Origin of the sequence: Acinetobacter sp. H1(2024) (genome assembly GCF_046557555.1) — a bacterium.
Lineage (GTDB): Bacteria > Pseudomonadota > Gammaproteobacteria > Pseudomonadales > Moraxellaceae > Acinetobacter > Acinetobacter seifertii.
Genome location: NZ_JBKGFO010000002.1, coordinates 162,349 through 174,021 on the forward strand (window position 1 = coordinate 162,349; position 11,673 = coordinate 174,021).

Below are 11,673 nucleotides of genomic sequence, written 5' to 3' on the forward strand. Positions count from 1 at the left end.
TTCCATAACACGAAGCTTTTTATTTAAAAATGAAAATCCCTCAAGTTGAGTTTATATTGTTTCTTTAAAATAAGTCTTATTATGAAGATTTATTTAAATATATTCTAAATATATTAAACTTTAAATTATGCTATCTAGTTAACAGAAACTCATTTTTAAGTAGATTATTTTTTAATTTGAATAAAAACCATTACTTAAACGACAGTAAAAAATATTAAATTACTATATATCAATAAATTACAAAAAACATATGCAAAAAAAATTAATTCAAAGACAATTTTATTTCATAAAATATTCTTTATATTATTGTAAAAAAATTTTACCTTGCATTCAAAACCAAAGCTGATTTAATCACTCAGAATTAGTGACATACATACATCACAAGCACTTTAAATGACTTATTTTCTATAACTAAACTTAAGAAAATCATTAGACTTGAAGGTTTGCTTAAGTAATTTTCATATAGTATTTTAAAAATGAAAAATAAATAAATTTATATATTAAAGATAGATCTAATAATAAAAGTGAGATCAAAATGATTGAATGGTTACAAGGTGTTTTAAAACATAGCCCCGAAATATTATTGTTCTTATCACTCGCAATTGGCTTCTGGATTGGACAGTTCCAGTTTGGAAAATTTCAGTTTGGTGGAGTCGCAGGCTCCCTACTTGTAGCAGTTGTTCTAAGTCTTATCGGTGTACCTGTTGATAACGGCGTTAAAGCAATTTTATTTGCGCTCTTCATTTACGCGGTAGGCTTTGAAAGTGGACCCCAGTTTTTTAAATCACTCGGGCCACAGTCTATAAAAGAAATTTTGTTAGCCGTATTTATGGCCGTGTGCGGTTTAGTCACCGTTTTAGTTATGGCTAAAATTTTCCATCTCGATAAAGGTTTGGCGGCCGGACTCGCGGCTGGTGGCATGACTCAATCTGCGATTATTGGTACTGCCGGAGATGCTATTTCCAGACTCGATCTGCCTCTGGCTGAGATTCAAAGACTTCAAGCAAATGTCGCGATTGGCTATGCGGTGACTTACATTTTCGGTTCTTTGGGCGCAATCATTGTATGTGTAAATATCTTGCCTAAATTTATGGGTAAAGAAATTCACGACGATGCTCTAAAAGCTCAAAGTGAACGACTTAAAGGTGCTTTTGAACTCGCACCGGGTCAGGAACTGGCAATGCCGGAAATTGTTGGGCGTATTTATAAAGTTAAACAAGCCAATGGACACACTATTGCGGAACTTGAAGCAAAAGAAGCAAGCATTACGATTGAACGGTTAAAACGTAAAGATCAGTTTATTGATGTTGCTCCTGAACTCACCTTACAAACAGACGATGTGGTATTGCTGGTCGGTCGCCGTGCCAGTGTAGTTTCCGTAGCCGAGCAAATCGGACCCGAATTGCAATCATCGCAGGGTATGGAAATGATTATGGATACCAGCGATGTCATCTTAAGAAATTCCAAATACATTAACCGTACCTTAGGGGATATTAAGGCCAATACTCCAGCCTATTTGAAGCACGGTATTTATGTACTTGCGATTAAACGTAACGATGAAACTCAACCTTTAAGTGACGACACCGTTCTAAAGCAAGGTGATGTCGTTACTGTCTATGGTACAAAAAGTGACCTTGACCGTTTAGTGAAAGAAGCTGGTAAAGCCTTACCTGAAAGCCTAAAAACAGACTGGATTTTTCATGGTGCAGGTCTTGTCGTTGGTTTAGTGATTGGTCTTTTTGTGATTCGTTTAGGTGATGTGCCATTAACGCTTGGTGCTGGCGGTGGAGCTTTACTGTCAGGTCTTCTGTTTGGTTGGATTCGTAGTAGAAATCAGGTGCATGGCAATATGCCATTAGCGGCTTCACAGCTTCTTAAAGACTTGGGTCTGGCAGGCTTTGTTGCAGCGGTTGGCTTACAATCAGGTTTACAGGCCATTCAAACCATTAAAGAAAGTGGTCTTTCACTCTTTATGATTGGAGTAGTTGTAACACTGGTTCCGTTGCTGCTTTCCATGCTGTTTGCTCGTTATGTTCTGCGTTATAGCAACGTTGCGGTAATGGCTGGAGCGCTATCTGGTTCACGTAGTGCAAACCCTGCTTTTGGTGCCATCTTAGACAAAGCAGGCAACTCAATTCCGACTGTTCCTTTCGCAATCACCTATGCCCTCGCAAATGTGTTCTTGACCTTACTCGGACCACTAATCGTAGGCTTAGCCTGATTTTATACATTGAATTAGAAATTTTATTCATCTCACTATAATTAAGGAGACATCCCATGGGGAAAGTCGATTATTCTAAATACGCAAAACTCAGTCCGTTTGAACTGAAAGATAATTTAATAGAATTAGCTCAAAGCCGAACTGACCGCATGATGTTAAATGCTGGCCGAGGCAATCCGAACTTTCTTGCGACTATCCCACGCCGAGCATTCTTTCAACTAGGTCTGTTTTCGGCAACCGAATCCGAGTTTTCGTTTTCATATATGCCAGAAGGTCTAGGTGGCTTCCCTCGCCCTGTTGGACTCCAGTCACGTTTTGACAGCTTCATTTTGGAAAACCGCGATAAACCAGGCGTTGTCTTTTTAGGTAAAGCCGTATCTTATGTACGCGACCAATTAGGCTTAGACCCAGATCTTTTTTTACTTGAAATGGTTGAAGGTATTCTGGGCTGTAACTATCCCGTACCAGACCGTATGCTCCGAGTAAGTGAAACGATTATTAAAGAGTACGTCTTACGAGAAATGGGCGTACAAGGTATGCAAAAAAGAGACTTAGATTTGTTTGCTGTTGAAGGCGGAACAGCCGCAATGGCCTATATTTTTAACTCATTAAAAGAAAATAAAATTATTAAAAACGGCGACCGCATTGCCATTGGTAGTCCTATTTTTACACCATATCTGGAAATTCCAAAACTTAATGACTACCAGCTTGAAGAAGTGCTCATTGAGGCTGACCCTAAACTCGGCTGGCAATATCCAGAGTCAGAGCTTAGAAAGTTAGAAGATCCGTCTATTAAAGCATTCTTCTTAGTCAACCCAAGTAACCCGCCATCGGTAAAAATGAGTGATGAAGGTCTTGCGATTTTGGCGGATATTGTCAAAAAACGCCCCGATCTGATTATTTTGACCGATGACGTTTACGGTACGTTTGCCGATAACTTCAAATCACTTTTTGCGATCTGTCCTGATAACACCATTTTGGTTTACTCGTTCTCTAAATACTTTGGTGCGACTGGTTGGCGACTTGGTGTCATTGCACTTTCAAATAACAATGTGCTTGATAAACAAATTGCGAACTTATCGAAAAAAGAGAAGAAAGAGCTTGAAGAGCGCTATTCATCTTTAACTACAGACCCATCAAGTATTAAGTTTATTGACCGTTTAGTTGCAGACAGCCGTAATGTTGCCCTAAACCATACTGCGGGCCTGTCTACCCCACAACAAGTGCAAATGGTTTTATTTGCATTGTTTAATATGATGGACTCACGCCAAAGCTATAAAAAAGCGGTCAAATCTGTTGTACGTGAACGCGATGCAGCACTTTATAGACAGCTTGGTGTCGAGGTTCCAACAGATCCAAATGCTGTGGACTACTACACCCTTGTTAACCTTGAAAATACCTCACGCACTCTCTATGGTGATGAGTTTGCCGACTGGGTGATGAAAAATAAAAATCCGACAGAGCTATTGTTTAGAGTAGCAGATGAAACAGGTGTGGTTTTATTGCCGGGTTCTGGTTTTGGTGTGCAGCACCCTTCTGCCCGTGCGTCATTGGCTAACCTTAATGAATACCAATATGCTGCAATTGGTGACTCTTTAAGACGCTTCGCAGATGAAGCTTATGCCGAGTATTTAAAAACCAAAAAAGGAAAATAAGTACATATAAAAAGTGAGGCTCTAGCAGCCTCACTTTTTTACGACCAACTTATTCATTGTTTATCTAGGTTTTACAAATAGTCACTCCACCATCGGCGAGTACAGCACTCCCTGTAATAAAGCTTGCATCATCACTCACTAAAAAGAGCGCCACCTTTGCAATTTCATCGGGTTCAGCTAAACGTTTCATGGCATGTATGCTTTTTATAAACTCTAAGACTTCTGAAGAAGGTGCCGCTTCTTGACCCATTGAAGTATTTGTCCCACCGGGCAAAAGTGCATTTACTCGAATGCCTGACGTTGCATATTCTGCTGCCATCACTTTGGTTAGACCAATGAGTCCTGCTTTGCTTGCAGCATAAGCCGCCATTTGAGGAAACCCGATATGATGACCAACAAAAGAAGATGTAAACAGTATTGAACCATAGCCCTGCTTTAACATGACTTTAAGCTGCTCTCTGGCAGACTGAAAAGCACTGGTTAAATTACTCTGAATCACATGATTCCAATTGTCATCGGTTGTGTCGTGAGTCAGTTGATATTCTCCCAACAGGCCTGCGTTATTAAATGCAATATCTAACCTGCCATAATATTGCGTAGCCATATCAATTGCTTTTTGCATGGTTGTGGGGTCATTAAGATCCCCTGCAATAAAGTGCGCAACGGCGCCGTCTCGATTCAAACTATCGCAAAGCTCTTTTAAAACACGCTCACGACGTGCAACAAGAATAACCTTCGCCCCTTCGGCTACAAATAGCGATGCGGCACTTAAACCTATACCTGAACTTGCACCCGTGATAATAGCCACTTTGTCTTTTAATCTGCTCATACTCACAATTCCATCTTTATTAAATTGATGGATATATTTTGAGTAACCCGAAGAAAATAGACTCTCTGATTCTTGCTGTTTTGAAAAAATTAACTCTATAAAAACAGCCTACTAAAACAATTTTAGTTTCGTGCCAGTTCTGCTTCTTTCTCTAATAATGCACGTTTACGCTCCACGCCCCAACGATACCCCGAAATAAAACCATCATTTCGAACAACACGATGACATGGAATAGCAACAGCTAACATGTTTGCTGCACACGCCCCTGCAACAGCCCGAACCGCTTTAGGTGAACCTATCTTTTGGGCTATATCAGAATAACTGGCCGTCTGCCCCGCAGGAATTTCTTTCAAGGCTTGCCATACTCTTTGTTGAAATGCAGTCCCTTGAATATCTAGTGGTAAATCTAATCCGATTTGTGGCGCTTCAATAAACCCGACAATATGGGCAATCAGTTGCTCAAACTCATCATCACAGCCAATCAAATCGGCTTCCGGAAATTTATCTTGCAAATCATTTAAAAGCTTTTCAGGGTCATCGCCTAATAAAATTGCACAAATGCCTTTCTGGCTTTGGGCAACTAAAATGTCTCCTAAAGAGCACGCTCCTATGGCGAAAAAAATGCGTACACCCTTACCGCCAGATTTCCATTCTTTCGCTGTCATACCTAATAGCGAATTTGAATTTTCATAGAACTGACTATTTGAATTAAAACCTGCATTAAATATTGCATCAGTCACACTGATATTTTCGTCTAGGTTTTCTCTTAGCTTTTTACTTTTATGGGCATCGGCATAGCCTTTAGGCGTTAGGCCAGTAATTTGCTTAAAAACTCGGTGAAAATGATATGCGCTCATTCCTACATGATCGGCCACATCTGATAGAGACAAGTTTTCTTCATGTAGTTCGATGTATCTACACGCTTTCTCGATTTTCTCTACAAGCTTTGGATCGTGTGCATTTGAAAGTCTGTTTTGTATTTTTTGGCTTGCTCGATAACCATTTTTCTCGGCTTGCGCGACGTTCTCAAAGAAAACTACATTTTCTTTTTTAGGCAGTCTTTTTGTACTTGATGGCAGACAATACATACCTGAGGTTTTCACGCCATAAACAAAATATGCATCAGCTTCTGCATTACGATCAACAATTGCTTGCCATCTATCTTCGTCTGTTATCCACTGATTTTTCATTTTGCTCACCTCAATTGCAATTTAATATTTAATGACTTATTTTCGCAACTTTGTTGATAAGCAAAACTCTTGGTATTGCTATTTTAATCTTTTCAACCCAAAAACATTCCAATGCAACTTTACTCCGAGCACACCCAATAAAATTAAAGCTGCACCTAAAATTTGAGTATTGGTCAGCACATGATCAAAGAAGAAATAATCAATTACTATGGTCGATATAGGATAGATAAAAGATAAGATCGCAATGTTATTTAAAGGTATTTTCTTAATTGCCGAGTACATCAAATAATAAAGAAATGCTGTGTGTAAAACCCCTAACCCAAGTACAAATAACCATTGTTGGCCTATCGGTGGATTTGCAAAAACCGAAATAAACGGAGTCATAACAATGGCTCCACTTAAGGTTTGTATAAGCACAATTAATAAAGGCGGCGTGTTAGTTAGTTTTTTAGTGATTAGAACCGATATTGAATACAGTGTAGTAGCTATAAGAACCAAGCCTAAACCTGCTAACTCACTGGAGTTGACCGAGGCACTACCTAAACCAATAATTACAATTAGCCCAGCAAAAGCAACTAGGGTCCATAGCACATCATTTTTATTTAACTTTTCATGAAAGACCAAAGCCCCTAAAAATAAAATCACAAACGGGTTTACGTGATAAACAATCGTAGCTAAAGAGATAGATGTTTTAGGGAAAGCAGCAAACAGCAGAACCCAGTTAAAAATAATAAGTAAGCCTGAACTCACCATTAGAAATAGTTCTTTTTTGCCAAAATATACTTTTTTAAAATGACCATAAAACAAACAGATGGGTATTAAGCATAAGGCTGATATAAGGCAGCGGAAAAATACGATGTTAATTGGTGATTGACCTGATTTAATCACAAATAGGCCAATACTACCTGAAAGCAGCATGGCTACGACCATTTCAAGTGTGCCGACTTTTGTTTTTAACTTGTGTTCATCCACAGCTTTCTCCAATAGTTTTATATCGTTAATTATTCGGCTCATTTATGTTTATCTAACTGAGTAGATTTTTTTAAGGTAAATCTTTCTAGTTTCAGATATATAAAATTTAAATTATTCAGTTATTTAATATAAAAAAATAATATATCTTACTCATTTAAACTTTAAGAAAAAAACAACTATTTAAGAATTTATCTGGAAAATAGAGACATATCGAACGATGTGCCAAATGAAGCAAAAATCTCTAAAATTTGATAAATCTTATTAAATTAAACATTACATTTTTATAGATTAGATCATAATCCAAGATATGCGATTAAATACATACAGTTCTGTCTTTCTTTTGTTTAAATTTCAACCATATCGACTAGTCTAACAGTCCCTCTATCAACTAAAATACCAAGCTTAACTCTTCAACAAAATGCAATAAGCCCTTATGAATGCACAAATAAAATTAAAAAAACCATCAAAACGAGAAATTATTCTAAGAACAGCAACTCAGCTCTTTATTCAGGAAAGTTATATTGCTGTCGGTATAGACCGAATTATTGCTGAATCTGATATTGCCAAAGCGACCTTTTATAAACATTTCCCATCTAAAGAAGAACTGGTGGCCGCTTGCCTACAGGAACTAAAACTTGATATCCAGATTGCGGTAGAAGAGCAAATATCTACACGATCAGTTCCTTTGGAAAAATTAGAACAACTCTATATGTGGTATATCAATTGGGTAAATCTAAATGGTGCCAGAGGGTGTCCATTTCATAAAGCACGAATGGATGTAGGAAACTTATATCCAACTATTCATGTCGTGCTAGATGAATATCGGAATTGGTTATTTGACACCACTACTTCTATTGTTAAGGAATTAGAAATAAAGGACCCTATAACGCTCACTCACCTATTTCTCTCGCTTCTAGATGGCTTAATCAACGGTTCGGTTTGCGAAGAGAATCCAATTGAACCAGAGAAAACATGGAACTATATCAATACATTAATTGAACTAGAGACCATCTAAATCAGACACTATATTTTCTAAAGAAATCAATTTATGTTCATCTCGGATAGCTTCTGATTAAAATGAGGCTATCACCTTTTATTTCAATAATTTAGATATAAAACGTTACAAGTAATACTTTATGAAAACAGATAATAATTTACTAAATTCATCATTTAAGCAACATACCCCTATTGGACTTATCATTTGTTATCTCATATTAGGTTTACCAGCCAGTCTGGCCATTGGTAGTTTAATTGCCCAACTTCTGACAATTAATATATCCAACTTTGAAGGGGGGCGTGGTTATGCTTGGATATCGATATGTATAGTTGTATCCCTGCTCTCTTATCTCGCTTGTTTAATTACTCTATCTATTCTTTTAAAAAGATATGCTAAGGCTCTCTCTACTTTTGTGGTCATCTTTGGAATACTAAGTATCTTTTGCTTAATTTTTTTTGCATCTCTATAAAAATATGTAAGATAAATAGTTTAATTTGGAATATATAAAATTTAATTTATTCAGCTATTTAATATGAAAATTAATTTTGACGTTAAATTTGTTTCTGGTTTAGTAGGATCATTAAATATTCAAGTGATACCTATGGACCTCGATAGAAATGAAAATTGTATCGACTCTATAGTTGTTGATGAAATTGCTTTTTCACTCGTTGAAAATTTATTTAACCGAGATAAAGAAAAGTTTTTTCATTGGGGAAATACTTTTATAGACTCTGAAAATATCAAAGAAATTATAAAAGATTTGTATAAGCTTCATTCATTTATAAATCAGTTAGATAAATACGATAAGATGTTAAAGCTCATTTTCGAAAAAGAAACAAAATGGTTTGCAAATCACTTCAATTTTTTTAAACCACAAGCTCTCAACATGATCATAGAAATTACCAAATTTCTTGAGAGAGTCGAAAACAAATATGATGGCATTACAGTAATAGGTATTTAGCAACCCAAGCTCAATAGCTTGGGCAGCAATGAGTTGTTAGATTACCCTCATCAAATAGTAATCTAACAACTTAGTTTGTTCTTCAATTTTATCTGAAATTAAAAGCCTCAAAATTGCTCCGTCTATCATAAATACCAACAACTCAGCTTCTGTATATGAAGCCATTTTTTTAGTTTCTGCTATAAGGCAGAAAATCTCATTTTTTAGCCAACGTCTATAACGCACAGCACTTTGGTAAGCATGAGGATAAAGTAATTTAGTTTCAAAAACCGCTTTAAACAGTAGGTAATAAGCGCTATTTAAGTCGGCATGTAATAGATAAATTTGTCTGAGTTTATTAGTCAAAGTGGAATATTGGGTTGTTTCTAGTACCTCTCTTACTTTTTCCATGAGCGTTTCTTTTTGCAGTAACAGGCATATTTCAATAAGGCCTGCTTTTGAGTGAAAATAGTTGTAAAGCGTACCTTTTGCAATTTTGGTTTCTTTAGCAATCAGGTCTACGCCTACATTATGGAACCCATGTATCGTCATGAGTTGAATGGTAGTTTGAATTACATGTAGTTTTTTGGAAGATGTTTCTAAATTTCGCATAGTTTTACCGCTTAAAATAATTTTTTGTTGTATATAAAAGAGATATAAATACCCTCACTCTTAAAATGAGTGCTAAATACAGGCATAAGAAAGCCGCACAATAATGGTGTGCTCGCCTATCTCGGTTTTATTGTGGCTATGATTTTTGGTCGTAACGATTCTTAAGGTGTAGAAAACCTAGAGTCGATTAAACCGTTTTATAGACTTTTTAAGTGGTATGGGCAGAGAGAATTTGGCAAAGGCCAAGAATGAAAAAGAATTAGTACGCATGTGCGAACTCCTTTGGGTAATAAAGAAGTTTCACCATATTACTGTCAAATAATGGTGGCGAAACGAGAGAAGGTTGACAGACTGATACCCAAAAGATCAGCACACCCGAAGGTGTCCCCCTCCCGTTCCGCCGCAGAGGGGGCACGCAGGGATGCCCACAAAAAAGAAATTCTTTTTCGTGTGCTTTGGGTATCCGACCTGTCAAAGTCGGCTGGCAATGTAGGCCAACAGGCAAAGGATAATCGGCAAGGTTTAGAGTGTCAATGTCGTATTGAATAGAAAATAGTGAAATAATTATTATTTTTCATTCAATTAGATAATTAAACTAAATGTTAATTTAACTTAATTTAAACGACAAAACTGCATGATGGCGGCAAAACGAAAGAAGGTTGACAGACTGGTTAGACACCAGCACACCAAAAGGTGTCCCACTTCCGCTCTACCATAAAAGAAAGAAGAATAATGCCTATAATTTGGGAGGTCAATTTAGTTTTAATGATTGATTAACTCATTCATTATTTATAAAATTCAATTAGATATTAGCTCTAAACAATCCATAAAAATAATTTTAAAGAAGCTCAACAATTCAAATCACTATACTTTTAGAAGCAAAACTTGCTTAAAACAAAAAAGCCAATTCTTTCGAATTAGCTTAATTACAACAGACCAGCTTTACTTGAAAATTGCTTTTTGATTTTGTTGTTCGCAACAATCTTCATCTTTTCTTTTTATAAGCTTAAATTAGCTGTTGATTATGACAAGATGATTAAAAAAAATCGCCCGAAGGCGATTACTGAAAAATTGAACCTATTAAAACAATTTTACTTTCCCATCTTTTTTGTAAAAGCTTGAGAGTTAAAGTATTCGGTTATTTCTTCACCCTGATTTTCAGTTTTTTCATCTGGCAAAGCCACTGAATCAAACTCTAGTCTTAAACTAATAAACTCAGGAATAAACTTCTTAATTGGAGGTGGAGTTTTAGGTCCGCCTTCAGTAATTTTTTCAATAAATCCCGCCAACCATAAAACATACTCATTTTCATGCTTGAAATGCGGAATTAGGCTTACATCTATTTTTACATTACACTCGTTAAGTGGTTTGCTAAATAGTTCATTAAAATCAATATAGTTGTACTTAAGTTTAAATACAGTGCCAACGATTTCTTTGCGGATAAATGTCATCAGATGATTAAGATTTTCAATGGTATCTTCTGTGAAGAGCTCACTGTCTTTAACTTTCCTATACACACTTTCTGCAATCATCAGATATTGAGGCATTAAAGTATCCTTATTTACTAAGTGGTATTTGGAGCGCTTTTTAGGTAAGTATGCTTTAAGTTGTGTAACAACTTGTAATTATATGAAACATCACGTAAGTATTGTTTATTTTGAGTTAATATATATTTCAAATAAATTATTATTTCTGACATTATATTTATTAAAATTATTTTATATCAATAAAATCAATTAGTTAAATTTTATTTTTTTAATTTAATTATTTAAATGTAAATATAAATGATTCAAAAAAAATATAACTTTTAATAGTTTTTTGGTCTTATTAAAGCAAAACTGAAACTCAAACATTCTATCTAAAAAATGAAAAAAATCATATATTTTATTTAAAGTGAAAACTACATCACACTTCAAACAAATTAGTATTTTGAGTACATATTCCACTAAGCCTATAAGTCTATTATGCTTGAATTAACGAATTGTTAAATATGTATGATGGAACAGCAAACTTTATTACAAGAACTGAATTCTCTCATTGAATACTATTCAAAAAGAACCGATTGCCCACCTACGCGAATACGCATCGGCTATAGAGCATATGCAAAACTCATGCAGTGCCCGCCCTTTGCGGATGAAGTAATGAACTCGGCACTAGATCCAAACAAACGTAAATATAAAAAGATAAAGATTAAAATTACCAAAGATGATGACCAATTAGAGCTTGAGTAAATTTTTAAAAAATAATGACTTCATTT

The 11,673-nt window shown here is 35.7% G+C and carries 11 protein-coding genes; 6 read left to right on the forward strand and 5 right to left on the reverse strand.

Translation table 11 applies throughout. The annotated features are described in order from the left end of the window. The first annotated feature begins 535 nt into the window (after positions 1–535). Positions 536–2,221 carry an aspartate-alanine antiporter gene (aspT, locus tag ACLCEG_RS06400; RefSeq protein ID WP_004700714.1) on the forward strand — a complete coding sequence of 562 codons (1,686 nt, stop codon included), beginning with the start codon at positions 536–538 and terminating at the stop codon, positions 2,219–2,221. Between the two features lie 56 nt (positions 2,222–2,277). Continuing rightward, a complete protein-coding gene (locus ACLCEG_RS06405) occupies positions 2,278–3,876 on the forward strand; it encodes a bifunctional aspartate transaminase/aspartate 4-decarboxylase (RefSeq protein WP_019458396.1) in 1,599 nt (532 codons plus the stop codon). Between the two features lie 64 nt (positions 3,877–3,940). Here ACLCEG_RS06405 and ACLCEG_RS06410 read toward each other — a convergent pair whose 3' ends face one another. The 3 genes from ACLCEG_RS06410 to ACLCEG_RS06420 all read right to left on the reverse strand — a co-directional run bounded on the left by ACLCEG_RS06410 (position 3,941) and on the right by ACLCEG_RS06420 (position 6,867). Beyond that, positions 3,941–4,705 (reverse strand): SDR family oxidoreductase, encoded by a 765-nt coding sequence (locus ACLCEG_RS06410; protein WP_410566708.1) that lies wholly within the window; start codon positions 4,703–4,705, stop codon positions 3,941–3,943. A gap of 122 nt (positions 4,706–4,827) precedes the next feature. Beyond that, a complete protein-coding gene (ada, locus tag ACLCEG_RS06415) occupies positions 4,828–5,895 on the reverse strand; it encodes a bifunctional DNA-binding transcriptional regulator/O6-methylguanine-DNA methyltransferase Ada (RefSeq protein ID WP_191106142.1) in 1,068 nt (355 codons plus the stop codon). 78 nt (positions 5,896–5,973) lie between these two features. Continuing rightward, the gene (locus ACLCEG_RS06420) at positions 5,974–6,867 is read right to left on the reverse strand and encodes a DMT family transporter (protein ID WP_410566711.1); all 894 of its coding nucleotides are present in this window, start codon (positions 6,865–6,867) and stop codon (positions 5,974–5,976) included. A gap of 433 nt (positions 6,868–7,300) precedes the next feature. On the opposite strand from ACLCEG_RS06420, the gene ACLCEG_RS06425 reads away from it, so the two are divergent. The 3 genes from ACLCEG_RS06425 (at position 7,301) to ACLCEG_RS06435 (ending at position 8,825) form a co-directional block, all read left to right on the forward strand. After that, positions 7,301–7,882: a TetR/AcrR family transcriptional regulator gene (locus tag ACLCEG_RS06425; RefSeq protein ID WP_410566713.1), complete on the forward strand. Its 582-nt coding sequence runs from the start codon at positions 7,301–7,303 to the stop codon at positions 7,880–7,882. Positions 7,883–8,003: 121 nt separating this feature from the next. After that, on the forward strand, positions 8,004–8,333 hold the full coding sequence (locus ACLCEG_RS06430; protein ID WP_151766600.1) for a hypothetical protein: 330 nt from the start codon (positions 8,004–8,006) through the stop codon (positions 8,331–8,333). Between the two features lie 63 nt (positions 8,334–8,396). After that, positions 8,397–8,825: a hypothetical protein gene (locus tag ACLCEG_RS06435; RefSeq protein ID WP_410566715.1), complete on the forward strand. Its 429-nt coding sequence runs from the start codon at positions 8,397–8,399 to the stop codon at positions 8,823–8,825. Between the two features lie 36 nt (positions 8,826–8,861). Here ACLCEG_RS06435 and ACLCEG_RS06440 read toward each other — a convergent pair whose 3' ends face one another. Both ACLCEG_RS06440 and ACLCEG_RS06445 read right to left on the reverse strand, forming a co-directional pair. After that, positions 8,862–9,416, reverse strand: coding sequence for a TetR/AcrR family transcriptional regulator (locus ACLCEG_RS06440; protein ID WP_019458401.1), 555 nt, complete (start codon positions 9,414–9,416; stop codon positions 8,862–8,864). Positions 9,417–10,507: 1,091 nt separating this feature from the next. After that, on the reverse strand, positions 10,508–10,963 hold the full coding sequence (locus ACLCEG_RS06445) for a hypothetical protein (RefSeq protein WP_151685474.1): 456 nt from the start codon (positions 10,961–10,963) through the stop codon (positions 10,508–10,510). 450 nt (positions 10,964–11,413) lie between these two features. Here ACLCEG_RS06445 and ACLCEG_RS06450 point away from each other — a divergent pair, with 450 nt between their 5' ends. Next, positions 11,414–11,647: a hypothetical protein gene (locus ACLCEG_RS06450; RefSeq protein ID WP_025469101.1), complete on the forward strand. Its 234-nt coding sequence runs from the start codon at positions 11,414–11,416 to the stop codon at positions 11,645–11,647. Positions 11,648–11,673 lie beyond the last annotated feature (26 nt).

What these genes read in the sequence shown, in the direction of transcription:
- aspT (WP_004700714.1), top strand. Translation starts at nt 536, where the DNA reads ATGATTGAATGGTTACAAGGTGTTTTAAAACATAGCCCCGAAATATTA.
- ACLCEG_RS06405 (WP_019458396.1), top strand. Translation starts at nt 2,278, where the DNA reads ATGGGGAAAGTCGATTATTCTAAATACGCAAAACTCAGTCCGTTTGAA.
- ACLCEG_RS06410 (WP_410566708.1), bottom strand. Translation starts at nt 4,705, where the DNA reads ATGAGCAGATTAAAAGACAAAGTGGCTATTATCACGGGTGCAAGTTCA.
- ada (WP_191106142.1), bottom strand. Translation starts at nt 5,895, where the DNA reads ATGAAAAATCAGTGGATAACAGACGAAGATAGATGGCAAGCAATTGTT.
- ACLCEG_RS06425 (WP_410566713.1), top strand. Translation starts at nt 7,301, where the DNA reads ATGAATGCACAAATAAAATTAAAAAAACCATCAAAACGAGAAATTATT.
- ACLCEG_RS06430 (WP_151766600.1), top strand. Translation starts at nt 8,004, where the DNA reads ATGAAAACAGATAATAATTTACTAAATTCATCATTTAAGCAACATACC.
- ACLCEG_RS06435 (WP_410566715.1), top strand. Translation starts at nt 8,397, where the DNA reads ATGAAAATTAATTTTGACGTTAAATTTGTTTCTGGTTTAGTAGGATCA.
- ACLCEG_RS06440 (WP_019458401.1), bottom strand. Translation starts at nt 9,416, where the DNA reads ATGCGAAATTTAGAAACATCTTCCAAAAAACTACATGTAATTCAAACT.
- ACLCEG_RS06445 (WP_151685474.1), bottom strand. Translation starts at nt 10,963, where the DNA reads ATGCCTCAATATCTGATGATTGCAGAAAGTGTGTATAGGAAAGTTAAA.
- ACLCEG_RS06450 (WP_025469101.1), top strand. Translation starts at nt 11,414, where the DNA reads ATGGAACAGCAAACTTTATTACAAGAACTGAATTCTCTCATTGAATAC.